Source organism: Desulfuromonas acetexigens, assembly GCF_900111775.1.
GTDB classification, from domain to species: Bacteria; Desulfobacterota; Desulfuromonadia; order Desulfuromonadales; family Trichloromonadaceae; genus Trichloromonas; species Trichloromonas acetexigens.
This window is the reverse complement of sequence record NZ_FOJJ01000004.1, coordinates 38,156-61,752: the sequence shown is the minus strand read 5'-3', so window position 1 is coordinate 61,752 and position 23,597 is coordinate 38,156. Positions and strand designations below refer to the sequence as shown.

26 protein-coding genes, 1 tRNA gene and 1 pseudogene are annotated in these 23,597 nt (G+C 55.9%); 20 read left to right on the top strand and 8 right to left on the bottom strand.

What is annotated here, in order from left to right:
• Nucleotides 1–2: 2 nt before the first annotated feature.
• The 12 genes and pseudogenes from rplO to BQ4888_RS04215 all read left to right on the top strand — a co-directional run bounded on the left by rplO (nucleotide 3) and on the right by BQ4888_RS04215 (nucleotide 8,418).
• A complete protein-coding gene (gene rplO, locus BQ4888_RS04270) occupies nucleotides 3–443 on the top strand; it encodes a 50S ribosomal protein L15 (protein ID WP_092054100.1) in 441 nt (146 codons plus the stop codon).
• 1 nt (nucleotide 444) lies between these two features.
• Complete coding sequence (gene secY, locus BQ4888_RS04265) at nucleotides 445–1,755, top strand: preprotein translocase subunit SecY (protein ID WP_092054098.1); 1,311 nt, start codon at nucleotides 445–447, stop codon at nucleotides 1,753–1,755.
• A 9-nt stretch (nucleotides 1,756–1,764) separates the two neighbouring features.
• Complete coding sequence (locus BQ4888_RS04260; RefSeq protein ID WP_092054095.1) at nucleotides 1,765–2,412, top strand: adenylate kinase; 648 nt, start codon at nucleotides 1,765–1,767, stop codon at nucleotides 2,410–2,412.
• A gap of 8 nt (nucleotides 2,413–2,420) precedes the next feature.
• On the top strand, nucleotides 2,421–3,167 hold the full coding sequence (gene map / locus BQ4888_RS04255; protein WP_092054092.1) for a type I methionyl aminopeptidase: 747 nt from the start codon (nucleotides 2,421–2,423) through the stop codon (nucleotides 3,165–3,167).
• Between the two features lie 85 nt (nucleotides 3,168–3,252).
• Nucleotides 3,253–3,366, top strand: coding sequence for a 50S ribosomal protein L36 (gene rpmJ / locus BQ4888_RS04250; protein WP_092054090.1), 114 nt, complete (start codon nucleotides 3,253–3,255; stop codon nucleotides 3,364–3,366).
• A gap of 21 nt (nucleotides 3,367–3,387) precedes the next feature.
• Nucleotides 3,388–3,756 (top strand): 30S ribosomal protein S13, encoded by a 369-nt coding sequence (rpsM, locus tag BQ4888_RS04245; RefSeq protein ID WP_092054087.1) that lies wholly within the window; start codon nucleotides 3,388–3,390, stop codon nucleotides 3,754–3,756.
• Nucleotides 3,757–3,767: 11 nt separating this feature from the next.
• Complete coding sequence (rpsK, locus tag BQ4888_RS04240; protein WP_092054084.1) at nucleotides 3,768–4,163, top strand: 30S ribosomal protein S11; 396 nt, start codon at nucleotides 3,768–3,770, stop codon at nucleotides 4,161–4,163.
• 21 nt (nucleotides 4,164–4,184) lie between these two features.
• Nucleotides 4,185–4,814: a 30S ribosomal protein S4 gene (rpsD, locus tag BQ4888_RS04235; RefSeq protein ID WP_092054081.1), complete on the top strand. Its 630-nt coding sequence runs from the start codon at nucleotides 4,185–4,187 to the stop codon at nucleotides 4,812–4,814.
• A 42-nt stretch (nucleotides 4,815–4,856) separates the two neighbouring features.
• Nucleotides 4,857–5,873, top strand: a complete 1,017-nt coding sequence (locus tag BQ4888_RS04230; protein WP_092054079.1) for a DNA-directed RNA polymerase subunit alpha — start codon at nucleotides 4,857–4,859, stop codon at nucleotides 5,871–5,873.
• Nucleotides 5,874–5,911: 38 nt separating this feature from the next.
• Nucleotides 5,912–6,265: pseudogene (gene rplQ / locus BQ4888_RS04225) on the top strand (50S ribosomal protein L17); the annotation flags it as partial.
• A gap of 395 nt (nucleotides 6,266–6,660) precedes the next feature.
• A complete protein-coding gene (gdhA, locus tag BQ4888_RS04220) occupies nucleotides 6,661–8,010 on the top strand; it encodes an NADP-specific glutamate dehydrogenase (RefSeq protein WP_092054073.1) in 1,350 nt (449 codons plus the stop codon).
• 153 nt (nucleotides 8,011–8,163) lie between these two features.
• The gene (locus BQ4888_RS04215) at nucleotides 8,164–8,418 is read left to right on the top strand and encodes an FmdB family zinc ribbon protein (protein ID WP_092054071.1); all 255 of its coding nucleotides are present in this window, start codon (nucleotides 8,164–8,166) and stop codon (nucleotides 8,416–8,418) included.
• A gap of 41 nt (nucleotides 8,419–8,459) precedes the next feature.
• On the opposite strand, the gene BQ4888_RS04210 is transcribed toward BQ4888_RS04215, so the two are convergent.
• Nucleotides 8,460–9,449, bottom strand: a complete 990-nt coding sequence (locus BQ4888_RS04210) for a GGDEF domain-containing response regulator (protein WP_092054068.1) — start codon at nucleotides 9,447–9,449, stop codon at nucleotides 8,460–8,462.
• A gap of 410 nt (nucleotides 9,450–9,859) precedes the next feature.
• Here BQ4888_RS04210 and folD point away from each other — a divergent pair, with 410 nt between their 5' ends.
• The 4 genes from folD to gcvH are packed head-to-tail and all read left to right on the top strand — an operon-like array spanning nucleotide 9,860 to nucleotide 12,754.
• Nucleotides 9,860–10,714, top strand: a complete 855-nt coding sequence (gene folD, locus BQ4888_RS04205; RefSeq protein ID WP_092054065.1) for a bifunctional methylenetetrahydrofolate dehydrogenase/methenyltetrahydrofolate cyclohydrolase FolD — start codon at nucleotides 9,860–9,862, stop codon at nucleotides 10,712–10,714.
• Between the two features lie 45 nt (nucleotides 10,715–10,759).
• Nucleotides 10,760–11,431, top strand: a complete 672-nt coding sequence (locus tag BQ4888_RS04200; protein ID WP_240746401.1) for a methylenetetrahydrofolate reductase C-terminal domain-containing protein — start codon at nucleotides 10,760–10,762, stop codon at nucleotides 11,429–11,431.
• Between the two features lie 26 nt (nucleotides 11,432–11,457).
• Nucleotides 11,458–12,312, top strand: a complete 855-nt coding sequence (locus tag BQ4888_RS04195; RefSeq protein ID WP_092054059.1) for a methylenetetrahydrofolate reductase — start codon at nucleotides 11,458–11,460, stop codon at nucleotides 12,310–12,312.
• Nucleotides 12,313–12,367: 55 nt separating this feature from the next.
• On the top strand, nucleotides 12,368–12,754 hold the full coding sequence (gene gcvH, locus BQ4888_RS04190; RefSeq protein ID WP_092054057.1) for a glycine cleavage system protein GcvH: 387 nt from the start codon (nucleotides 12,368–12,370) through the stop codon (nucleotides 12,752–12,754).
• 26 nt (nucleotides 12,755–12,780) lie between these two features.
• Here gcvH and BQ4888_RS04185 read toward each other — a convergent pair whose 3' ends face one another.
• Entirely contained in the window at nucleotides 12,781–13,752 is a 972-nt protein-coding gene (locus tag BQ4888_RS04185) for an energy transducer TonB (RefSeq protein ID WP_170232952.1), read from the bottom strand.
• 184 nt (nucleotides 13,753–13,936) lie between these two features.
• Here BQ4888_RS04185 and pta point away from each other — a divergent pair, with 184 nt between their 5' ends.
• Nucleotides 13,937–14,938, top strand: coding sequence for a phosphate acetyltransferase (gene pta, locus BQ4888_RS04180; RefSeq protein WP_092054051.1), 1,002 nt, complete (start codon nucleotides 13,937–13,939; stop codon nucleotides 14,936–14,938).
• Between the two features lie 86 nt (nucleotides 14,939–15,024).
• Here the strand turns inward: pta and BQ4888_RS04175 are convergent, their stop codons facing one another.
• Together BQ4888_RS04175 and BQ4888_RS04170 are read right to left on the bottom strand one after the other, a co-directional pair.
• On the bottom strand, nucleotides 15,025–15,942 hold the full coding sequence (locus BQ4888_RS04175) for a 3-oxoacyl-ACP synthase III family protein (RefSeq protein ID WP_092054049.1): 918 nt from the start codon (nucleotides 15,940–15,942) through the stop codon (nucleotides 15,025–15,027).
• A gap of 137 nt (nucleotides 15,943–16,079) precedes the next feature.
• A complete protein-coding gene (locus BQ4888_RS04170; protein WP_092054047.1) occupies nucleotides 16,080–17,345 on the bottom strand; it encodes an acetate kinase in 1,266 nt (421 codons plus the stop codon).
• A 277-nt stretch (nucleotides 17,346–17,622) separates the two neighbouring features.
• On the opposite strand from BQ4888_RS04170, the gene fdxA reads away from it, so the two are divergent.
• Entirely contained in the window at nucleotides 17,623–17,817 is a 195-nt protein-coding gene (gene fdxA / locus BQ4888_RS04165) for a 4Fe-4S ferredoxin (RefSeq protein ID WP_420841975.1), read from the top strand.
• A 74-nt stretch (nucleotides 17,818–17,891) separates the two neighbouring features.
• Here the strand turns inward: fdxA and BQ4888_RS04160 are convergent, their stop codons facing one another.
• Complete coding sequence (locus BQ4888_RS04160) at nucleotides 17,892–19,562, bottom strand: DUF3426 domain-containing protein (protein ID WP_170232951.1); 1,671 nt, start codon at nucleotides 19,560–19,562, stop codon at nucleotides 17,892–17,894.
• A 25-nt stretch (nucleotides 19,563–19,587) separates the two neighbouring features.
• Nucleotides 19,588–20,115: a hypoxanthine phosphoribosyltransferase gene (gene hpt, locus BQ4888_RS04155; protein WP_092054039.1), complete on the bottom strand. Its 528-nt coding sequence runs from the start codon at nucleotides 20,113–20,115 to the stop codon at nucleotides 19,588–19,590.
• Nucleotides 20,116–20,305: 190 nt separating this feature from the next.
• On the opposite strand from hpt, the gene BQ4888_RS04150 reads away from it, so the two are divergent.
• Entirely contained in the window at nucleotides 20,306–21,007 is a 702-nt protein-coding gene (locus tag BQ4888_RS04150) for a DUF1573 domain-containing protein (protein WP_092054037.1), read from the top strand.
• Nucleotides 21,008–21,077: 70 nt separating this feature from the next.
• On the opposite strand, the gene BQ4888_RS04145 is transcribed toward BQ4888_RS04150, so the two are convergent.
• Nucleotides 21,078–22,730 (bottom strand): MBL fold metallo-hydrolase, encoded by a 1,653-nt coding sequence (locus BQ4888_RS04145; protein ID WP_092054035.1) that lies wholly within the window; start codon nucleotides 22,728–22,730, stop codon nucleotides 21,078–21,080.
• Nucleotides 22,731–22,904: 174 nt separating this feature from the next.
• Between BQ4888_RS04145 and BQ4888_RS04140 the strand changes: the two genes are divergently transcribed.
• Nucleotides 22,905–22,981, top strand: a tRNA-Arg gene (locus BQ4888_RS04140).
• Between the two features lie 301 nt (nucleotides 22,982–23,282).
• Here the strand turns inward: BQ4888_RS04140 and BQ4888_RS17945 are convergent.
• Entirely contained in the window at nucleotides 23,283–23,534 is a 252-nt protein-coding gene (locus BQ4888_RS17945; protein WP_092054033.1) for a helix-turn-helix domain-containing protein, read from the bottom strand.
• Nucleotides 23,535–23,597 lie beyond the last annotated feature (63 nt).

Sequence of the window (23,597 nt, the reverse complement as noted above, 5' to 3'; positions counted from 1 at the left end):
ATATGGATCTGAGTAATTTGCAACCGGCATTCGGTTCTACTAAAAATCGTAAGCGTCTCGGTCGTGGCCACGGTTCGGGCACAGGGAAGACTGCAGGTAAAGGCCATAAAGGGCAGAAGGCTCGCAGCGGCGGCAGCATCAAGGCTGGCTTCGAAGGCGGTCAAATGCCCCTGCAGCGCCGTCTTCCCAAGCGCGGCTTTACTCCGCTCTCGAAGAAGGTTTACTCCCTCGTCAATCTGCGGGATCTGGATGTTTTCGAGGCTGGCAGTGTTGTCGACCTTGCTGCGTTTGGCAAGGCGGGACTGGTGAAGGAAGTGCTGGATGGGATCAAAGTCCTTGGTGATGGTGAGTTGACCAAGGCCTTGACGGTTCAGGCCCATAAATTCAGCAAGTCGGCTCAGGAAAAAATTGAGGCGGCCGGCGGTAAAGTCGAGGTTCTCTAAGTTGATAAAAGCCATCCAGAACATATTCAGTATTCCTGAACTCAGGAGACGGGTCCTCTTTACCCTGTGCATGCTGGCTGTTTATCGGGTGGGTTGTCATGTGCCTACTCCTGGGGTTGATGCACAGGTGCTGGCTAAGTTTTTCGAGGGGACCGAAGGCACTCTGCTGGGCCTAGTAAGTGCCTTTACCGGTGGTGCTCTTGAGCGCATGACGGTGTTTGCTCTGGGAATCATGCCTTACATCAGCGCCTCCATTATTCTGCAGTTGCTGGCCGTGGTCTTTGAACCGGTTGAGCGGTTAAAGAATGAGGGGGAGCAGGGCCGTAAGGTTTTGACCCGCTGGACCCGTTACGGGACTATTTTTCTCTCGATCATTCAGGGCACCGGGATTGCCATAGGGCTGCAAACCATGCGCGGTCCCGCTGGAGAATTTGTTGTTCCTGATCAGGGCATGGGCTTTATTCTGCTGACAGTCATTACCTTGACAGCGGGTACTGCCTTTATCATGTGGTTGGGCGAACAGATTACCGAACGCGGCATTGGCAATGGTATTTCCTTAATTATTTTCGCTGGAATTGTCGCTAATATGCCGGCGGCGATTGTCAACTCCGTACGACTGTTGCGGACCGGTGCGCTGACACCGTTGGTCGGAATTGCGGTTCTGGTTTTGATGATTGCCGTCATCATGGCCATTGTTTTTATGGAGCGCGGACAGCGCCGTTTGCCGATTCACTATGCCAAGCGGGTCGTGGGCATGCGAAATTATGGTGGCCAGACTAGCCATTTGCCGCTCAAGGTCAACATGAGTGGGGTTATCCCCCCGATTTTCGCCAGCTCCATAATCATGTTTCCGGCGACTGTCGCGAATCTGGTGGATGTTACCTGGGTTCAAACCTTGGCTTCCATGATGACTCCCGACCACTGGTTGTATAATGTTTTTTTCGTTGCATTAATCATCTTCTTCTGTTACTTCTACACGGCTGTGACTTTCAACCCTGTTGACGTTGCCGAAAATGTGAAAAAGCAGGGGGGCTACATCCCTGGCATACGTCCCGGAAAACCAACGGCGGATTATATCGATATCGTCCTGGGTCGGCTGACCTTTGCCGGCGCTATTTATATTTCGGCTGTTTGTGTTTTGCCAACCATTTTGATTGGCGAATTTGGGCTGCCTTTCTATTTTGGCGGCACGTCCCTCTTGATTGTGGTTGGTGTTGGCATGGACACCGCATCCCAGATAGAAGCCCATCTGATCTCCAGGTCCTATGAGGGTTTCATGAAGGGTGTGACTCTCAAGGGCCGTCATGGCTAGGGGATTGAAATGAAGCTTATTTTGCTAGGCCCCCCGGGAGCAGGCAAGGGGACGCAGGCTAAAATGCTTATGGACCGCTACGGCATTCCGCAAATTTCCACCGGGGATATCCTCCGTGCTGCGGTCAAGGCTGGAACGCCGATGGGTTTGCGAGCCAAGTCCTTCATGGATGCCGGCGGGTTGGTTCCTGACGAAGTTGTCGTCGGAATAGTCCGTGAACGCATTCAGGAAGATGACTGTAAAGCTGGTTTTATTCTTGATGGTTTTCCCCGGACCGTGCCCCAAGCCGATGCTCTTGCTGAGGCATTGACTGCCCTCGGACGCCCCCTTGATGCGGTCGTCTCCTTGGCCGTTGATGTTGAAGCCCTGGTTGAGCGTTTGACTGGACGTCGTACTTGCCGCGATTGTGGCCTGGGCTATCACGTAACCTTTGCTGCGCCCAAGGCGGCGGGGATATGCGATGCCTGTGGTGGCGAACTGGTACAACGGGACGATGACCGCGAAGAAACGATTCGCCGTCGCCTTGATGTCTATAACGAGCAGACTTCGCCGTTGATTGATTATTATCGCAAATCCGGACTGCTCTCCGAGGTAGACGGGATGCTCTCCATGGATGCCGTGCAGGACGAGATACTCGCCATCCTGCGTAAGGAGTAGTCGGGAAGATGATCGTCCTCAAGTCCCGCGCCGAGCTGATTCTAATGCGTGACGCGGGACGGATCGTTGCGGAAATATTACAGCTACTCCGTGAGCGCATTAAGCCTGGAGTTACTACCCACGAACTTGATGAATTTGCCGAAGCGGAGTGTAAGCGTCGTCGAGTGCGACCGGCATTCAAGGGGTACGGGGGGTTTCCTTTTACGATCTGCTCCTCTCCCAACGAAAAAGTAGTCCATGGTTTTGCTGATTCCGAGCCGATGCGAGAAGGTGATATCTTAAGTATCGATTTCGGCGTGGTGAAGTCCGGATTTTATGGAGACTCGGCAATAACTGTCCCCGTTGGTAGAATTGAGGCCGAGACGGAACGGCTTCTTGAGGTGACGCAGCGCTCACTCCAGATGGGAATTGCCGAGGCCGTTGTCGGTAATCGTCTTTCCGATATCTCTCATGCGGTGCAGGCTTGTGTTGAAAGAGAGGGTTTCAGCGTCGTTCGTGAGTTCGTTGGTCATGGCATTGGCCGACAGTTGCACGAATTACCGCAGATTCCTAATTTCGGAGCTCCTGGGCAGGGACCGCGTTTGCGGGAAGGAATGACTCTGGCGATTGAGCCGATGATCAATGCGGGAACCCCGGATGTACGCATTCTCCCTGACGGCTGGACGGCGGTGACGGCGGATGGCCGACCATCCGCTCATTTTGAGCATACGATTGCTGTTACTAGTCACGGGCCGGAGATTTTGACTGCTTTATAGACATGATTCATGGTTGAACGTTGTGATTGGATAGTATTCGCTAAGTCGACTTTAGCGACCAACTTGATGAGTAAAGGAAAAGACAATGAAAGTCCGCGCTTCGGTGAAGACAATCTGCGACAAGTGTAAAGTGATTAAGCGCAAGGGGATTGTCCGGATTATTTGTGAAAACCCCAAGCACAAGCAGAGGCAGGGATAACTGGATTAGGAGGAATGGAAATTGGCACGTATTGCTGGTATCGACTTACCGAGAAATAAACGGATTGAGGTGGCTCTCACCTACATCTACGGCATCGGCCGCTCCTCTTCCCAGGAGATCCTGAGCAAGGCCGGGGTTGAAATGAATACCCGGACCGATGATCTCACCGAAGCTGAAGTGGCAAAGATTCGCGAAGTCATCGACCGGGAAGGCAAGGTTGAGGGTGATTTGCGGCGAGAAGTTTCGATGAATATCAAACGTCTCATGGACCTGGGTTGTTATCGCGGACTGCGTCATCGTCGTGGCCTCCCCGTGCGTGGGCAGAAGACCAAGACGAATGCGCGCACCCGTAAGGGTCCCCGCAAGACTGTCGCCGGTAAGAAGAAATAACTGGAGGAACCATGGCTAAGCCCGGTAAAAAAGTAGTCAGAAAAAAAGTTGAGAAAAAAAATATCGCCAATGGGGTGGCGCACATCCAGGCGACTTTCAACAACACCATCGTGACCATTACGGATGTTAGCGGTAACGTGATTTCCTGGTCTACCGCCGGTGGACGCGGATTCAAGGGTTCCCGTAAGAGTACCCCTTTTGCTGCCCAGGTCGCGGCTGAAGATGCCGCAAAGAAAGCCCAGGAGCATGGCCTTCGCAGTGTTGTTGTCAATGTCAAGGGGCCGGGTTCCGGTCGTGAGTCGGCATTGCGTGCCCTTCAAGCAGCGGGCCTCAATATTACTCTGATCAAGGATGTTACCCCGATTCCGCATAATGGGTGCCGTCCTCCCAAGCGCAGAAGAGTCTAAACCTTACAAGGAGGTCGAACGTTGGCTAGATATACCGGCCCCGTCTGTCGTATGTGCAGAAGGGAAAATACGAAATTGTTCCTTAAGGGGGACAGGTGTCATACCGACAAATGTGCCGTTGAGCGTCGCAATTATGCACCTGGTCAGCATGGTCAGGGCCGCATTAAGGTGTCGGATTACGGGACTCAGTTGCGCGAAAAGCAGCGGGTCAAACGTACCTATGGTCTGTTGGAGAAGCAGTTTCATGCTTATTTTGACAAGGCGGACCGCATGAAGGGTGTTACCGGCGAGAATCTTCTGGTTTTGCTGGAGCGTCGCCTGGACAGTATGGTCTACCGCATGGGTTTTGTTTCTTCCCGTAACGAAGGACGTTCTTTGGTTCGCCAAGGGCATTTCCTTGTCAATGGCCGGCGAGTTGATATCCCCTCGTACTTGGTTCGCCCTGGTGACGTCGTTGAGTTGCGTGAAAAAAGCCGTCAGGTGGCGCGCATCAATGAAGCCCTTGATGGTGTCATGCGTCGCGGTCTTCCTTCCTGGGTCGAGCTTGATCGCGCGGCCTTTAAGGGGATCGTTAAAACCCTGCCTGTTCGTGAAGAGATGACGACTCCTGCATTCCAGGAGCATCTCATCGTCGAATTGTACTCCAAGTAGTCCGGTTGGGCTTTAACTGTAACCTCATTAGGGAGGATACGAATGTATAAAAACTGGAGAGACCTCATCAAGCCCAAACGTCTCCAGATTGAATCGGATACTCTTACCGATACCTATGGAAAATTCTATGCCGAGCCTTTTGAGCGCGGTTTCGGAACGACTTTGGGCAACTCTTTGCGCCGTGTGCTGCTCTCCTCGTTGCAGGGTGCCGCGATTGTCTCTGTGCGCATCAAAGGGGTTCTTCACGAGTTTTCAACCGTCCCTGGTGTCACTGAGGACGTTACTGATATTATTCTCAACCTTAAAGGCGTACTCTTGCGCCTACATGGTAACGAAAGTCGTAATGTTCGTATCGTAAAAAAGGGCGCCGGAGTGATTACCGCTGGTGACATCATTACGGATAGTCATGTCGAGATTCTCAATCCCGAGCATCATATCGCCACCTGTTCTCAGGAAGCGGATGTCGAGATGGAGATGGTCGTATCCTTGGGTAAAGGATATGTTCCCGCTGACCGTAATCGTGATGAGCGGGCGCCGGTCGGCACAATCCCGATCGACGCGATTTTTTCTCCCATCAAGAAAGTCAATTTTACGGTGACCAATGCGCGTGTTGGACAGATCACCGACTACGATAAATTGACCCTTGAAGTTTTTACTGATGCCAGCGTTCGTGCGGATGACGCCCTTTCGTTTGCTGCGAAAATCATCAAGGAACAGCTTCAGATTTTTATCAACTTTGATGAAGAGGCTGAACCTGTGGAAGAAGAGGTCAGCGAGTCTTCGGGAAAGATCAACGAAAATCTTTACCGTAGTGTTGACGAGTTGGAGCTTTCCGTTCGCAGCGCCAATTGCTTGAAGAACGCAAATATCCGCCTGATTGGTGATTTGGTACAGCGTTCTGAGGCGGAAATGCTCAAAACTCAGAACTTCGGCCGTAAGTCTCTGAATGAAATCAAGGATATCCTCTCCGAGATGGGCCTGACTCTCGGGATGAAGCTGGAAAACTTCCCTGATCCCGAATATCTCAAGTTGATACAAAAGGGAAACGAGGAAGACTGACTCCTCGATAAGGATAACGAAGAAAGGACCACAGAACCATGCGTCACAATAAAAGCGGAAGACGGCTCGGGCGGAACTCCAGCCACCGATTGGCAATGATGCGGAACCTGGTGACCTCTCTGCTGGAGCATGAGAAAATCACCACCACCGATTGCCGCGCCAAGGAGTTGCGTAAAGTTGCTGAAAAAATGATTACTCTCGGAAAGCGCGGCGATATTCATGCCCGGCGTCAGGCTTTGCAGGTGGTGCGTGACCGTAAGGTTGTGGCTAAGCTTTTTGAGCGCCTTGCTCCCCGTTATCAGGATCGTCCCGGTGGTTATACTCGGATTATCAAACTGGCCAACCGTCTGGGTGATAATGCTTCTCAGTCCATTATTGAACTGGTTGAAGAAAGCGGATCTGCTGCGCCTCAGGCTTAGGTTTAGTTGCGGTAAAAGCATGAAAGCAATTCATGAGCAGGGAGCTGAAGCTCCCTGCTTTTTTTATTTGTTGGCGGCAGCGTCAGGCCTGATGCGCTGGTGGTCGTGTTGAGCAGGGATTGAGTATCTATTGTGTGCCATATTTCTACACTTTACTGTTGTCGTCTGTCCTGAGTGGGTTTGATCCTAGTCATGTGATTGCTCGTAAAATCCAATAAATACAGTAGGTTGTTGTTTTTCTAGATGTCGGTCTAGGGTTGGCATGCTTTGTGATGATATGTTCTTGTTTTTGTTGAGCTTGTCTTGGTTTAGGTAAACAATTCCTAGATTGTTCATTTATCACAACAACGCAACCCTCAGGAGGTTATATGTCGCCAAAACTGGATGAAAAAGTCGAACCTGTTTATCAGGAAGTCCTTGCCCGTAACCCCGGTGAGACAGAATTTCATCAAGCGGTTCGTGAGGTTCTGGAATCCCTTGGGCCTGTTCTGGTAAAGCATCCTGAATTCTGCCATCAAAAGATTATCGAGCGCATTTGCGAACCCGAACGGCAGATTATTTTCCGGGTGCCCTGGCAGGATGATAATGGTGGGGTTCAGATCAACCGTGGATTTCGTGTTGAATTCAATAGCGCTCTGGGCCCTTATAAGGGCGGCTTGCGTTTCCATCCTTCCGTCTACCTGGGGATCATCAAGTTTCTCGGTTTCGAGCAGATCTTTAAAAATGCTCTGACCGGAATGCCCATCGGCGGGGGCAAGGGGGGCTCGGATTTTGATCCCAAGGGGAAATCGGATGATGAGATCATGCGCTTTTGCCAGAGTTTCATGACCGAGCTTTATCGCCACATCGGCGAGCACACGGATGTGCCTGCCGGGGACATCGGGGTCGGCGGTCGTGAAATCGGCTATATGTTTGGTCAGTACAAGCGTATTACCAATCGCTGGGAAGCGGGTGTGCTCACCGGTAAAGGGCTTAACTGGGGAGGTTCTCTGGTGCGTCCGGAAGCGACCGGTTATGGTGCTACTTTTTTTGTCGACGAAATGCTTAAGGTTCGTGGTGAGTCTTTTGACGGAAAAACCTGTACTGTCTCCGGCTCGGGTAATGTCGCCATCTATACCATTGAAAAAATCCATCAATTAGGCGGTAAGGTCGTTGCCTGCTCGGATTCTAACGGCTACGTTTATCATGAACAGGGCATCGATCTTGAGCTTTTGCAACAACTCAAGGAAGTGGAACGCCGCCGGATCAAAGATTACATCACCTACCACAAGGACGCAAAATACGTCGAAAATGGCAACATCTGGGACATCCCTTGCCAGGTTGCCATGCCGTCCGCGACGCAGAACGAAATTAACGGTAAGGATGCTGCCAAACTCGTGAAAAATGGCTGTTTCGCCGTTGGTGAGGGAGCCAACATGCCGACAACTCCGGAAGGGGTCAAGGTCTTTCTTGAGGCCGGCATCGCTTATGGCCCGGGTAAGGCCGCCAATGCCGGCGGCGTGGCGACCAGCGCTCTTGAAATGCAGCAAAATGCCTGTCGCGATTCCTGGACCTTCGAGTATACCGAGCAGCGCCTGCAGCAGATCATGAAAGGTATTCATGAAACCTGCTACGAGATCGCCGAGGAATACGGCACCCCCGGAAACTATGTTAATGGGGCGAATATCGCCGGGTTCATTAAAGTCGCCAAGGCCATGGTCGCCCTCGGTTTGGTCTGATTTAATCTCTCAATAACGCGAATCATTCAAGGCCTGGGTTTTCCCAGGCCTTGTCTTTTGTGGGGAAGGGAAGAGGATTTGGCTCCCGTAGCCCTTGACAAGCGCATCTTCAGGGATTAGATTGACGCCGAATTTTTACAGGAGGATTTTATCATGCCCATGTATGAATATCGTTGCGAAGGATGTGAGCGGGTCATCGAGGTTCGGCAAAAGTTTTCCGATGCCCCCTTGACCACTTGTGAAAGCTGCGGGGCGCCGCTGAAGAAGCTTATTTCTCAGGTGGGTTTTGCGCTCAAGGGCGGGGGGTGGTATCAGCAGGGTTATTCCGAGGCGTCTTCCCCCACTTCGGCCTGCCCGGGAGCCGGTTCTTCCGGTTGCGCGGGCTGTCCGAAGGCGGCTAACGAATAAAAAATCCCCGGCTTTTACGCCGGGGATTTTTTTATGAAAAATTAGAGGGAGAGAGCAGGGGAAAGTGGAGTGAAGCGCGGACGGCGCGGTTGAGTGAAGATGAAGTTCTCGACGGGGCGAAAGATTTCCACCCGGTTGCGGCCATCATTCTTGGCCCGATAGAGGGCTTGGTCGGCTTCGCAAATCAGTTGCGCCGCTTCGATGGTTTCTGTCCCCCGCACCGGACGCAGGCCGATGCTTACGGTCAGGGGGAAATCACCGTAAGTTCCCCGGGCATTGATCGCAGCGATTTCCCGACGGATGCGTTCAGCGACGGAGGAAGCCTGCCCTGCAGAGGTGTCGGGCATGATGATGGCAAATTCCTCGCCGCCGAAGCGGCAGAGGGTGTCGTAGCTGCGGACACTGATACGCAGGGTTTCAGCGACAATTTTCAGAATTCGGTCCCCCGCCTGATGGCCAATGCTGTCGTTGACCCGTTTAAAGTGATCGATATCGATCATCAGTAGCGCCAGTGGGGTGCGAGAGCGGTTGTTGCGCTTCAACTCCGCGCTCAGGGCGTCGTCGAAATGGCGCCGGTTGCCAACGCCGGTCAGGGGGTCGGTGATCGCCATGCGCGCCAGCTGTTCATTGGTTGAGCGCAGTTTTTCGATGCGTTTTTTTCCGGAAAGAAAGCGCAGAATGCGGGCCCGCAGTTCCCGCTCGGGGATGCGCAGGGAGAGGCAGTCGGCGGCTCCCGCTTCGATGCAAGAAACCCGGTCTTCGGGCTGTTGCGCTGAAGAAAAAACCAGGATAGGAATATCCAACCAGGAGTCGTTTTTTTCGAGGCGACCTAGCCAAGAGAGGCTTTTCCTTGAGACCTGCCGAGTGCCGTGAAAAATTATGTCGACTCCGTTTTGTTCAAGACACTTCACGGCCACGCGCCCGGTCGCACAACAAAGCACCTGATCGAAGCATCCGGTTCCGGTGACGAGGTCCTTGAGTTCACGGAGGCGGTCGGTGGATTTGTCTATAATCAGGGCGGTAGCGGTCATGGTTTATCCTCGAGAAAGGATTGAGCGGTGACTTTGAGTTGCTAACTTGATTAGCAGTTATTATGCCAGCAGAAAGGTGAGTAAATAAAAATGAGGATATTTTTTTAGGCCAATTCTGAAGGATGCCATTAACATCCTGAAAAATAAGGGCCTATTGATTATTTTAGGCGGCTTGGCGAGTGCCCCGATTTTCCAGTTACAAATCTGATAATTTCCTGCTGTCGGTATTTTGACTTTTGCTGGGGTTTGTTGTGCTTTTCCGAGGTCTACGAAACGGGCTGTCGAAATGTTGACACCTTCCGTGCAGGATGGTCGACGTATACGCCATCCGCCTGGAATCAGGACTTTTCCCCGTTTACAATCAGGGGTTCCTTTCGTATAGTTGTCGCACTATCCAAGGAGGTCAGGACGTGAATAATCTTATTGATGGCAAAGCTATTGCCGAACAGATCCGTCAGACGATCGCCGCTGACGTCAGCGCGCTCAAAGCGCAAGGAACAACTCCTGGTTTGGCGGTGGTCTTGGTGGGAGAGGATCCGGCCAGCCGGGTCTATGTGTCGATGAAGGAGAAAGCCTGCGCCCAGGCGGGGATTTTCTCCGACGAGCATAAGCTTTCCGAATCGACCAGTGAAGCCGAGCTGTTGCAGTTGATCGATCAGCTTAACCAAGATTCGCGCATCGACGGCATTTTGGTACAGCTGCCCCTGCCCAAGCAGATCGACGAGAGCAAGGTACTGGAAGCGATTTCCCCCAAGAAGGATGTGGACGGGTTCCATCCTTACAACGTCGGTCGACTGGCGACGGGCAATCCTCTCTTTCGTCCCTGCACCCCCTATGGTGTGATGAAGATGCTGGAACATACCGGGGTGGATCTCAAGGGGAAGGAAGTGGTGGTCGTCGGTCGCTCCAATATCGTCGGCAAGCCGGTAGCGCTCATGTGCCTGGCCGAACACGCTACCGTCACCATCTGTCATTCCCGCACCCAGGATCTTCCTGGGCATGTCGCCCGGGGCGACGTGGTAATCGCTGCCGTCGGCCAGCCCGAAATGATCAAGGGCGACTGGATCAAGCCCGGTGCGGTGGTGATCGATGTCGGTGTCAATCGGGTCGGTGAGAAGAAGCTGGTGGGGGATGTGGAATTCGCCGCCGCCAAGGAGCGGGCCGGTGCCATTACCCCGGTGCCAGGCGGGGTCGGGCCGATGACCATCACCATGCTGCTCTACAACACGGTCGAGAGCGCCAAGCGGCGTGTTGCCGGCAAATAAAACCCCAAGACGGCGCCCGAATCTCTGCAACGGATTCGGGCGCCTTTGTCTCTGCACGGGACCACGGCGATGATCATCAGCGAACAGAAGAGCAAGGAAGAGTTGCTGGAAATTTTGGACGGCAAGGAGCGACTCTTTATCGTCGGTTGCGGGGCCTGTGCCACGGTCTGCAAGTCCGGGGGGGAGGAAGAGGTCTTCCGTATGCAGGAATGGCTGGCGAGTCTCGGCAAGGAAACGACCGGAACCGTCATTATCGACGAAGCCTGCCATATCATGCGCGCAGGGCGTGATCTGCGTCAGCTCAAAGCGCAGGTTGAGGCAGCCGATGCCCTGCTGGTCATGGCCTGCGGCGCCGGAGTCCAGTCCATCTCCAGCAACAGCGACAAGCGCGTGCTGGGCGCGCTGAATTCCCTCTTTCTCGGCAACATCCGCCGCTTCGGTCAGTATGAGGAGAAATGTTCCCTGTGCGGGGAATGTGTACTCAATGAAACCGCCTGCATCTGTCCGGTGACCAATTGCGCCAAGGGACTGCTCAACGGCCCCTGCGGCGGGATGGAGGAGGGCAAATGCGAGGCCGATCGTGAACTGGACTGCGCCTGGCACCTGATTTACGAACGGCTCAAGAAGCAGAACCGCAAGGGAGTGTTCGCGCGAACGGTCCCACCCAAAAACTGGGGGAAGGTACAAAAGCCCGGTCGCCATAAAATCCCGGGCTGATCCCCGACCCTTTCGGAAGAGCGAAGATGTCGAGACTTGCCGAACAACTGGCCGCCGGCCGCTTTGTCGTCACCGCCGAAATCGCCCCGCCCAAGGGGATCGATATCTCTCCGGCCTTGGCAAAGGCCCGGCTGATGACGGAGCTGGCGGCGGTGAATGTTACCGACAACCAGGGGGCGAATATGCGTCTTTCCCCCCTGGCGCTGTCCGCTCTTCTCTTGCGCGAGGGGATCGAGCCGATTCTGCAGCTGACCTGCCGGGATCGTAACCGTCTGGCCCTGCAGTCCGATCTGCTCGGCGCGGCCGCCCTGGGAATCGAAAATCTTCTGCTCCTTTCCGGCGATCATGCCTGCTTCGGCGATCACCCGCAGGCCCGGTCGGTTTTCGATCTCGACTCCATCCAACTGCTGGCGGCGGTGCGGGGACTCTGTGCGGGGCACGATATGGCGGACAAGCCGTTGCGCGGGGTCCCGCACTTTTTCGCCGGCGCCGCGGTGACCCCCGAGGCGGAGCCCTTTGAGCTGATGTTCCAGAAATTCGCCAAGAAGGCCCAGGCCGGGACCGCGTTTTTTCAGACCCAGGCGGTTTATGATGTGGACAAGCTGACGCGCTTCATGGAGGCGGCCGCTCCGTTGGGAAAACCCGTGCTGCTCGGGGTGCTGCTCCTTAAAAACGCGCGCATGGCCGAATTCCTCAACCGCTCCATTCCCGGGGTCCGGGTTCCGGCGCGGCTGATCGAACGGCTCGATAACGCAGCTGATCCGCTGGAGGAAGGAATTGCCATCGCCCGTGAGATGGTTGGGCATGCACGTCGGTTATGCCAGGGGGTGCATCTCATGACCCTGGGGCATGAGGAACGCATCGGCGACATTATCGCTTGACGGTTCCGCCGCCCGCGGGGCGGTCGGAACCTGTTTCCTATCGCAGGAGGAGAGTATGGAATTTCCCGAAGAATTGAAGTACACCGAAGAGCATGTGTGGGTGCTGCTGGAGGAGGGTCTCGCCACCATCGGCGTGACCGATTTTGCCCAGGATTCTCTGGGGGATGTGGTCTTCGTGGAGTTGCCCGAGGAGGGAACGCTGCTGGAATGTGGCAAGCCTTTCGGCGTGGTCGAGTCGGTCAAGGCCGTCTCCGATGTTTACGCGCCCCTTTCCGGTGAAGTCATTGAAGTCAACGAAGAACTGCAGGATGCGCCGGAGTTGGTCAACACCTCCCCTTACGAGGATGCCTGGATGGTCAAAATCCGTCTGGCGGAGAACGCCGATCTCGACGAGTTGATGGATGCGGACGAGTATCAGGAGTTCATGGCCGAGGAAGAATAAACGTCGCGCGGTCGGCGCCCGGGCGTTCAATAGAGCGACGGGCGCCGATCGAGAGCGTAATGGAAAAAAACCATGATGTTCAACTCGTCCTTGGGATAGGCGGTGGGCAGGGGGCCGTAGGAGGCGCCTTTGCGCACCGCGTTCATGGCCGCGTTGTCCAGCAGCGGATAGCCGCTGCTTTCCTTGAGAATCACCCCCTTCACCTCCCCCTCCCGGGTGATCGTCACCCGCAGCAGGCAGACCCCTTCCTGCCCCAGTTGCCGAGCCCGCTCGGGATAATTCCAGACCATATAGACATTGTCGCGGAAACGTCGGAAGAAGGAGATGAGAATGTCCTTCTCCGTATCCAGCCAGACCGTGTCGCCCTCGTCGACTTCCTCCCGGTATTTGCGCCGCCACTGCTCCCCGACGTTGGCGGCGGCGGTCTTGGCCGAAGCCAGCAGCGGAAGATTTTTCAGCTCTTCGGCCGAACGCCGCGGGGTCTGAGGCTGGGCCGGGGCGGATGGAGCAGGTGCTGTCTCCTGAGTCGCCGCCGGCCCTTCTCCCGGAGGACGCTGGGGTTGTTTCGGGGCGGGTTTGACCGCCTTCGGCGTCGGCCGAGGAGGCGTTTTTTCCGCTTTCGGAGCAGGTTTGACCGGCTTGGGGGCCGGTTGTTTCGGTGGCGCCGGTGGGGGTGTCGGGGGGGGCGCTTCGGCCTTGGGGGTGCTATCCTCAAAATCTCGCCCCTTGGGGGCACTTTCTTTTTCCACCTGGCGATCCACTTCCGCCAGGCGTTTGGCCGGGGTTTCCCGAGGTGTTTCCGGTGTTTGGGGGGTCGGCAGGTCGAGTTCCCGGCTCAGGGGTTGCGGTGGGCGCAGATCGACATAAACCGGCTTCTTCTCCGCCTCGGCCGGTACCCATGTCTGTTTGGGGGCTAGAAACAAAAAGAGCAGGTGTAAAAGCAGGGAGAGGAGGATGAATCCCAGCAGGAAGATGTCCGAGCGACGGTTCTGATTCATGGGTCCATACAAAGGGCGCTTAAATTCGTAATGCGTCGCGCCAGTATACATGAAGGCGGGAATTTTCGGCGAGGAATCTGCGGCGGGAAGGAAGAGGATATTACGGGAAAGGAGTTGACCGTCAACCCCCTATCGGTTATAAGTGTTTTCTAAATTCAAACCTTGTTTTGAAGGAGGTATTTACATGCACTTGGTGGAGAAAATCAAGGCGAAGGCACGCGCCAGTCTGCAAACCGTGGTTTTGCCCGAAGGCTATGACGATCGGATGGTGCAGGCCGCCGGGCGGATTGTCAAAGAGGGGTTGGCCAAAGTCGTGCTGCTGGGGAACCCCGATACCCTGAAGAAAAAAGCCGCCGAACTTGGCGCTTCCCTGGACGGGGTCGAGTTGCTCGAGCCCAAGGACTCCCCGCGCCTGGGCGCCTATGTCGATGAGCTGGTGGCCTTGCGCAAGAGCAAGGGCCTGACCGCCGAGGAAGCGAAGAAGCTTTTGACCGGGGCGGACAACCTCTACTATGGCGCAATGATGGTGCGCCTCGGGGATGCCGGCGGGGCCGTTGCCGGGGCCGACAATACCACAGGCGACGTGCTCCGCGCCGCCTTTCAGGTCATCGGCACCGCCCCCGGCATGAAGACCGTCTCCTCGGTCTTTTTGATGGTGACCAAAACGCCCGAATTCGGCGAGAATGGCGTCATCTGTTTCGCCGATTGCGCCGTTAATCCCAATCCCGACGCCCAGGCGCTGGCGGAGATTGCGGTCAGCACTGCCGGCAGCTGCAAAAGCTTTCTCGGAGTCGATGCCCGGGTGGCCATGCTCTCCTTTTCGACCAAAGGCAGCGCCGCCCACGACGATGTGGATAAGGTGCTCAAGGCCCTGGAAATTGCCAAAGGGATGGCTCCCGGCCTCCAAATCGATGGTGAACTGCAGGCCGACGCCGCCCTCTTGCCCAAGGTCGGCGCCAAGAAGGCGCCCGGCTCCTCCGTCGCCGGCAAGGCCAACACCCTGATCTTCCCCGACCTGGATGCCGGCAATATTGGCTACAAGCTGGTCGAGCGCTTGGCCGGAGCCGAGGCGGTCGGGCCGATCATCCAGGGACTGGCCAAGCCGGTGAACGATCTCTCCCGCGGCTGCTCGGTCGAGGATGTCATCAGCGTCGCGGCGATCACGGCGGTGCAGGCGCAAGGGTAACAGTCTTGTGAATGATGAGTGATGAATGCTGAACACAAAAAAGCCGGCGAAGATCTCGCCGGCTTTTTTGTGTTAAAAATCAGCAATCACGGCCTTTTCAACAGGCCGCTTGCCCAAGAAAGGCCGACGCCAAAGCCGCAGATGACGATGTTGCGGGCATTTCCGGAAAGTTCTTCCGCCAACAGAATCGGTAGGGTCGAAGAGACGGTATTGCCATAATCGTAGGTGGCGTAGGGGGCCTTATCCCGGGGAACCGGTAACTTGTCCGCAATCGTTTCGACGATGATCTTGCTCCCCTGATGCAACAGAAAGAGGTCGATCTGCTCCAGGGTCAAGGCGTTTTTGGCGACCACCTGGCGGATGTCGTCGGGAATGACCTTCGCAGCGAAATTGAAGACGGCCCGACCATGCATGAAGAGGACGCCGTCGTTGCAGATGAGCTTTTCATGTTCGGCGCCGATCGTGCCGAAAGTAAAGGCGCCGGAAACCAGTTTGGGCTGATCGCTGATCAGAGTTACCGCCGACGCATCGCCGAAGAGCAAGGTGGTGTTTTTGTCGTTGGGATCCGTGATTTTTGAATAGGGATCAGCGGTGAAAAGCAGTCCCTTCTTCATGCCGTTGGCCGCCATGAACGCCTGGAAGATGGAGAGGGCGTAGACAAAACCGGAACAGCCGAGGGAGATATCGAAACAAGCACAGCGGTTGGGGAGCGCAAGCTTGCCGTGGAGGATGGCTGAGGTGTGGGGGATGTTGCGGTCGGGGTTCTGGGTAACCACGACCATGGCTTCGATGTCGTTCAGGTCGATGGCGATCTTGTCCCGGAGGTTAGCGAAGGCCTTGACGCATAGATCCGAAGTCTCTTCATCGGGGCTTTTCAGGGAAACCTGACGGACCCCGATCTTTTCTTCGATGAAGTGATCGTCGATGCCGAACTGGGTTTTTCTGTCGTAATTAGAGATTCTTCCCTGGGGAATGTAATAGCCGATTTCCTCGATGCCGAGCATGTATAAATTACCTCCGTGGTGCCTGAACGATGGGCGGGTTCGTCTTTGGGGGGAGCTGCGACCGTGACGACGAAGACCGACGGAGCTCCGTCGGTCTTCGGTCATCATCGCCGCAATGCCTCGGCCCCCACTCGGACCTATTTGCGCTGGAATTCTTTATTCGAAAAAGAATATTTGAACTTCATATGGTCGGTGTAGGTCCCTTCGAGGATTCCCACGACATCCTCAGTAAAGACCAACTCCTCGTCGGTTGGGATGACAAAGACTTTGACCGGCGAGTCGGGGCGGGTGATCAGGGTTTCCTTTTTGCGGGTCATGGTGTTGCGGTTGATTTCCTTGTCCAGGTAAATGCCCATGAATTCGAGCCCTTCCAAGGTCATCTCACGAATCAGCCAGGCCATTTCGCCGACCCCAGCGGTGAAGACCACGGCATCGACGCCGCCGATCGCCGCCGCGTAGGCGCCGATATATTTTTTCAGCCGGTAGGATTCGATCTCCAGGGAGAGTTTGCAACGATCGCAACCTTCGTCGGCTCCAGAAATGACATCTCTCCGGTCGGTGAAGCGCCCGGTGATGCCGAGAATCCCGGATTTTTTGTTGAGGATCGAGTCGATTTCCTTCGAGGTGTAGCCTTCTCGTTCCATGATGAAAGCGGGAATCGCAGGATCGATATCCCCGCAGCGGGTCCCCATGACAGCCCCTTCGAGAGGGGTGAGCCCCATCGAGGTGTCCACCGAAATGCCCCCTTTGATGGCCGAGTGGGAAACACCGTTGCCGATATGCATGGTGATGATGCTGCAGTCTTTCGGGTCTTTGCCAAGCAGCACCGCCGCCCGCTTGGATACGTAAAGATGGCTGGTGCCGTGAAAACCGTAACGGCGTACGCCGTAATTTTCGTACCACTCGTAAGGCAGGGGATAGGTATAGGCATGGGCCGGCATCGTCTGATGGAAGGCCGTATCGAAAATGGCGATATGCGGAGCTTCGGGCAAGACCGCTTGGGCGGCCTCGATGCCGGCGATATTGGGAGGATTGTGCAGCGGAGCGAGGTGCTGAACCTCTTTGATGGCGTCGAGTACCGCGTCATCGATGCGAACCGAGCAGGTGAATTTCTCACCGCCGTGAACCACCCGGTGGCCGACCGCCGAGATCCGGCTCATGTCCTTGACCACGCCATGTTTGGGATCGGTCAGGGTTTTGATGATGAGATGGATTGCCACCTTGTGGTCGGGGCATTCGTACTCTTCACGATAGTTGTCTCGACCGGGCACCTCATGGACAATATAGGAGTCGCCGATGGTGACGCGCTCCACCATCCCCTTGGCGACGACCACTTTCTTGTCCCAGTCAAAAAGCTGATATTTGACCGAGGAACTGCCGCAATTCAAGGCAAGAATATCCATTAAAAATAACCTCCTCCGCGAGTTTTTTGGGCTCGATAAAAATTTTCCATTCTTACAAAATCGTGTTTTACCTGGTTTGTCCCTGTCCCCGGCAGACAACCCAGACGCGGGCGGAATCGCGGCGCTAGACGCAAGAAAAGAATGGGAAAATGTTATAGAAGAGTAAAGGAAGCAAGGGGGAATTGCAAGAATTTTATGTCGCGTTTCACGCCTTCTTTGATCTGGACAGGGTAGGGCTCGTGGTGTATGTTCTTAGCGACGTAAAACAGCGTATTTGATTAACGAGAGAGGAGGTGAAACTATGGCTCATACGATTACTGACGAGTGCATCAACTGCGGCGCCTGTGAACCGGCTTGTCCGGTGGACGCCATCAGCGAGCAGGGGGATAAGCGGGTGATTGATGCGGCTCTGTGCACCGACTGCGGCGCCTGCGTGGATACCTGCCCGGTCGATGCGATTAACGCCCCTTGATGGGAGCCGGGATACCGGCGAGGATAAGAAAAAGCCGCGTTCATAAGAACGCGGCTTTTTTAATTTGGGGCGTGCTAGCGACCTTCGCCGACTTTGGAATCCGCCACCTCCACCGTGAAATGGGTGACGTTATCCGGCAGGTCACGGAAGACGATCATGTAGGGAATGGGGGTTTCCGGCGCGATGTTGACATTGGCCAGGGCGCTACCGAAGGGGTTGCTCATGATTTCCTGAATGGCGGCGAAGGGTGCGCTTTTGAGGGTTTCCAGGTCCATGGGGTTGCCGCAGAAGACCGTCTGCCGCAAGAGCACTTCCCCCTTGGCATCATGGAGCATGCCGGTTACCGAAATGGCCGAGCGGGGCTCGGTATAGCCGTTGACTGCTTCCCCCTGAATGACGAAGAGCTGGCCGGCGTGCTGGTTCATGACAAAAAAGCTGTTCGGCAGTGGCAGGCGGATATGGACGGCGGGTTCTGCCGGCAGGGTCGTCCCGGTAAGGGTTTGCAGTTGCCCGAGAATCTGCGGGAGGCTGTTGGCGCCGCCACGCCAAATGAGGAAGCCGGCGGAAGCCGCAAGTAGCAGCAGGAGGAGAGCAAAAAGCCTCAGGACCGTGACCATCGGGCCGCGTTTTGGCTCGGTTGCCTTGGGGCGTGGTTCGCTGAGCGGTTCGGGCGTCTCGTCAGCATGGGATGCCGGTAGCCGTTCCGCCGTCGGTCGCGAGGCCGCGACCGGAATGGGGGCCTCTTCTGCGGAACGGTCTATTCCCACGGAATCTTCCATGTCGGAAAATTCAAAACCCTTTTCCTCCCCTTCGGGCGTCCCGTCAGGAAAGAGGGCATCCGCTTGGGGTCCTTCGGCAAAGAAGGAATCGGCAACGCTCGAAGGCGGTTCCGGCGCAAAGAGATCCTCTTCCTGAAAGGCAAAGGTATCGCCGTCCTCCGCTTTTTCGGGCGCGAAGGAAAAGGCTTCGACTCCTTCTTCCTGGAAGGAGAATTCGGCAATGGTCTCGTCCCCGCCGGTCTCTTCCGCGAAGAGATTGTCGTCCAGGTCTTCGGTCTTGTCGATCGGGATCTCGTCGCTTGCGGAAGCTGCAGCGAAAGGATCGAGTTCGCTATCGGGGGCATCCTCGAAAGCAAACTCCTCTTCCTCGCCCACCTCTTCAAACTGGAACTCGTCCACATCCGCCATCGGGGCGGCGGTTTTTTCTGGAACGCCTTCTTCGATGGAGGCTGTCGTTTCTCCGAAGAGGTCTTCGGAGATGAGCGGTTCCGGCGTAAAAGAAGGCAACGAAAGGTCGGATTCGACCGGCGTCGGCTCTTCCTCATCCAGGCCAAGATCGGCGGCGTCGAGATCCCCGACGGCGACTCCGGCAGGCTCCAGCGGGGCGGGGCTGAATTCTTGCGCCTCTGCCACTCCCGTTGGGCCGGGCTTGGAAATCTCCGCCCCGACATCGGCAAAGCTCGATTCCAGGGCCTCGTCCCAGCTCGTTTCGCCTTGATCTGCCGGAGACTCTTCGGGAGGGGAGTCTTCCCGCATTTCGTTGAAGCTCTCGGCCCAGGGGTCCTCGGCCTCGCCGTGTTCGGTCGACGGCCGGGCCTCTTCCGCGGCGACGGAGTCGTCGGGTTCCGGTGGGAAGAGGGCAAAGATGTGTCGGCACTTGGCGCAGCGGACCTTAATCCCTTCCGGCTTGAGTTTGTCGTCGGCGAGTTTGAAGCGGGTGCTGCACTCTGGGCATTGTATGATCATGCGCGGCTCGTCCTTTCGCTCCTGGTCAGCGGCCCTGAACCAGGTGAATGTCGGGCAGATTGCGGTATCTTTCCGCATAGTCGAGGCCGTAGCCGATGATGAAGCCGTCGTCCAGGGAGAAGCCGACGTAGTCCGAGCGGATGGAAACCTCGCGGCGCGCGGTCTTGTCGATCAGGGTACAGATTTTCAGCGAGCGCGGGCCCCGGCGCAGCAGCAGGTTGTAGAGGGATTCGAGGGTGTGGCCGCTGTCGACGATATCCTCGACGATGATCACATCCCGATCCTTGATCGGCAGCTCCAGGTCCTTGCGGATTTCCACGATGCCCGACGACTGGGTATCGGAACCATAGCTGGCGATGCGCACAAAGTCGACGATGAGCGGCGAGCGGATCGCCCGGGCGAGGTCGGCCACAAAGAGAAAGGAGCCCTTCAGAACCCCGACCAGCAAAATCTCCGAGTCGGGATAGTCGTTGCTAATTTCGTCGCCGAGTCGTTTGACCTGACGGGCAATCTCTTCCTGGGAATAAAGCAGTTTCAGGTCAAGTTCGGACATGCGGATTCCATAGGTCGGAGGTTGGCGGATGGGTGAAAAATTCTCTTGATTCTATACAAGTTTAAGCAGAGGTGTCAATTTATTCAGCAACCTACAAAGCGCTGGCCAGGGCTTTCGGGGCTGTGTTATAGTTTTTGAAATTAATGATGAAAGGGATCCGTATTCACTTAAAACGGGAAAGGATAAAGTCATGCACCGAATTTCACTGCTACTGATGACGGGACTGATGCTGGTCTGGGGCATGGCGGCCTATGCCGGTGAAGCCAAGATTTTGGTGGAAAAAGGGGACTTCGATTTCGGCGAGATTTTCGAAGGCCAGAAGGTGGAACATATCTTCCGTTTTCAAAACGCCGGCGACGAGCCGCTGATTATCGATCGCGTCCGCAGTTCCTGCGGTTGTACGGTAGCGCTGCTCTCGGCCAAGATCGTCGCTCCCGGGGATGTCGCCGAGCTCAAGACGACCTTCGATTCCAACCGTTTCGGCGGTGCGGTGGTCAAGACCATCTATCTGTACAGCAACGATCCCCTGCAACAGGTGACCGAACTGCATCTGCGCGGCACCGTCAAGCGCGAAATCGTTCTGACCCCCGCCCGTCTCGATCTCTCCAGCCTGGCCGCAGGGAGCACCCGGCAGGTCGATGTGCGCCTGGTCAACCAGAGCCCCCGGGCGATTGTGCTATCGTCCCTGCAAACGACCACCCCCGAAATCAGCGCCGAGCTTACTGCCGATACGCTCGAGCCGAACCAGGAAGTCATCCTCAAGGTCCGCGTCACGCCCAAGGAAGCGGGGACGCGGCTCTCCGGCTACATCCTGCTCAAAACCGACAGCGACTACCTGCCTGAGTTGCGCCTGCCCGTTTACGGCATGGTCGCCCCCGCCAAGGGCAAATAACCTTCTGCCGGTCCCTCTTTTGTTACATCTCCAACCGGCCCAGGGAGCCATCCCGGGCCGGTTTTTTGCGTTAAGGTACGAAATTCTCTCTCAATTCAAGATAAGCGCGGCGCACGTTCGCGCCGAGAAACTGCTCATAGCCTTTGAGCTCGGCATGGTCGGGCAGGCGCAGGCTGCGCACCGTGCGCTCCAGACTGTCTCCCTGCTCGATGTGTTTGAGCACTTCCGAAACCAGAGCCCGGAAGTAGGTCTTGAAGGCGACGATCACGCGATTGTCGCTGGGCGGGCCGAATCCCGGAATGACCTGCTTCGCCCCCAGCCGTTCGATAAATTCCAGGGCCAGCAGCCAGTCCTCCATATAGCCGTCCCCCAGGTAGCCAACGCTCTCTCCGTAGACCAGATCGCTGGTGAAGAGGATTTCCGCCTCGGGAAAAAAGACCAGGGTGTCCCCCTCGCTGTGGGCGCGCCCCATATTGGTCATGATGACCGTGGTCTCGCCCAGTTTGAGGGTCAGCCCGTCGGTAAAGAAAAAAGCCGGCCGCTCGGGCTTGCGCTTCTCCTCATCCATCGTTTTCCAGGTTGGCCAGCTGATCAGCAGGTCGACGCCGGCGGGGAACTCGTAATCGATGTGATGATAGCCCCGGTGATGGTGCGCCAGAACGAAGTGGCGCAGTGGCTTGTCGGTAACCGTCGCGATGGCCGTGACCAGATGGTTCACCGCTTCTTGAGACATGTGCGCTCCGCCCGCCACCACATACTCGGGGCCGACGACGAAAAAGGCATTCGAACTCGCCTGTCCGCCGGGGAGGGTCAGGGCCGCATAGATGTTTTCCGCCAGTTGCTCCACCGCATAGCTGGGCTGGTCACCGGCCGGGTTGCGTTTCTCTTCACCTGCCCCCGGCGTCATGGTCATGACCGCCTCCCCCGAAGGAGGAGCGGACGGCGACACGGGCTGAGCCGGGGCCGGCAGCGGCGCGGGTACCGGGAGCGGCAGTGGGTTGGCCAGCGGCTCCGGCAGGGGCGGGGTGGTTGGAAGGTCGGGGGGCGAGGTGAAGTCCACCGCTTCGCCCTGATCGGTCGCATCGAGCATTTCCTCCGTCACGGGCGCGACCGGAGGAGCTTCGACCTCGGCCGCCTCCTCCAGGGTTTCCTGCACCGAGAATTCCGCCGGAGGTGCCGCGACAACCTCCGGTTTCGGCTCATCTCTTGTCTCGACGGGGGGGGGCGACTTCGGAGGCGAGGATGCGGGGGGCGGGAGGGGGAGAGAAGACGGCGCGGACGTTGATTGACCCAGAATTGACCCGGCGGCGCCCGACTGGGCCAGGGCGGCGAAACTTTTCTGGAGCTTTTTCAGCATCCAGGGATAGAGCCCCTGGCGGGCGACAAAGTGCTCGGCCGGATTCCCCGTTCCCGGCCGAGGGTGCTCCAGCCGGAAAAACTCACCGGGAAGTTGCTTCGCCAGATAACCGCCGCTGAAGGCCGCCACATCGACCAGCCGATAGCGGCTCACCCATTCGTGCAACTCCTTTTCATCCTTGAAAAATTGCACCGCCACCTCTTCCCCCATCTCCCTTTCGAGCAGGCGGGCGAAATCCTGGGCCGCCCCTTCCGAAGAGAGCAGCGATTGCGCCTGCGGCACCACGCCCAAGGTCACCTTGGCCAGCACCGGTGAAGCCAGGGGAAGCAGCAGCAAAACAAAGAACAGAATCCTGAAAAACGTCATGGGCTGATCCTGAAGAAAGGGATTAAAAAATCGGTGCGAGATTATAACAACAACCCAGGATAAGAAAAATAGCAAGTGTCATGCCAGGCAAGAAAAATCCCGAGACCGATACGCTTTTCAGAAAAAATGGTGGTTGCTTTCCAAAAAGAGTTGCGGTATAAACATCGACTCTATGCGCCCGTAGCTCAGCTGGATAGAGCGTTGGCCTCCGGAGCCAAAGGTCACAAGTTCGAATCTTGTCGGGCGCGCCATAAAAATCAAGGGGTTACGGTTGATGCCGTAGCCCCTTTTTGCGTCTGTGGCGTTTTTGTGACGGTCCTGGGACGATTCCTTTGTCGGTTTGAGCTTTGGACTGACCAGGATTGACATTTTCCGGAGTCCAAAGGTCGGGTCTAAAATGACATTTGGCTCAAGGCGCTTTCCAACCTACCGACAAAACAGCATTAACATTCGTGCCAATCTTTTTTTTCTTCGTTAATCGCGGATTTTCCCCTGATTTTGACATTTGGCTCAAGGTCGTCACAAATTTTCGATATCTAATTGAGTCGGGACTCAACCCTTACTGTTTTCGTGTAGGGGGGAGTCGTCTGGAATATATTCGACCAAGTCCTCTATCCGACAGTTGAAGAAGCAACAGAGACGTCCAAGGTTATCGGTCGTCGTGTTGTATCCTTTCTGATTCAAAATCCGCGACAATGTGGGTCTGGCAACTTTCGATTTTTCCGCCAGTTCCCCGATAGTCAACCGCCTTCCCTCCTTGAATTCCCAGTCAGAAATCAATCGTTTGAGATAAAAACGGATCATCACACCCCCTTGTTCTTTTTTTTCAACATACCCCAAACCATGCGGCTTTCCAAGCGGATTTAA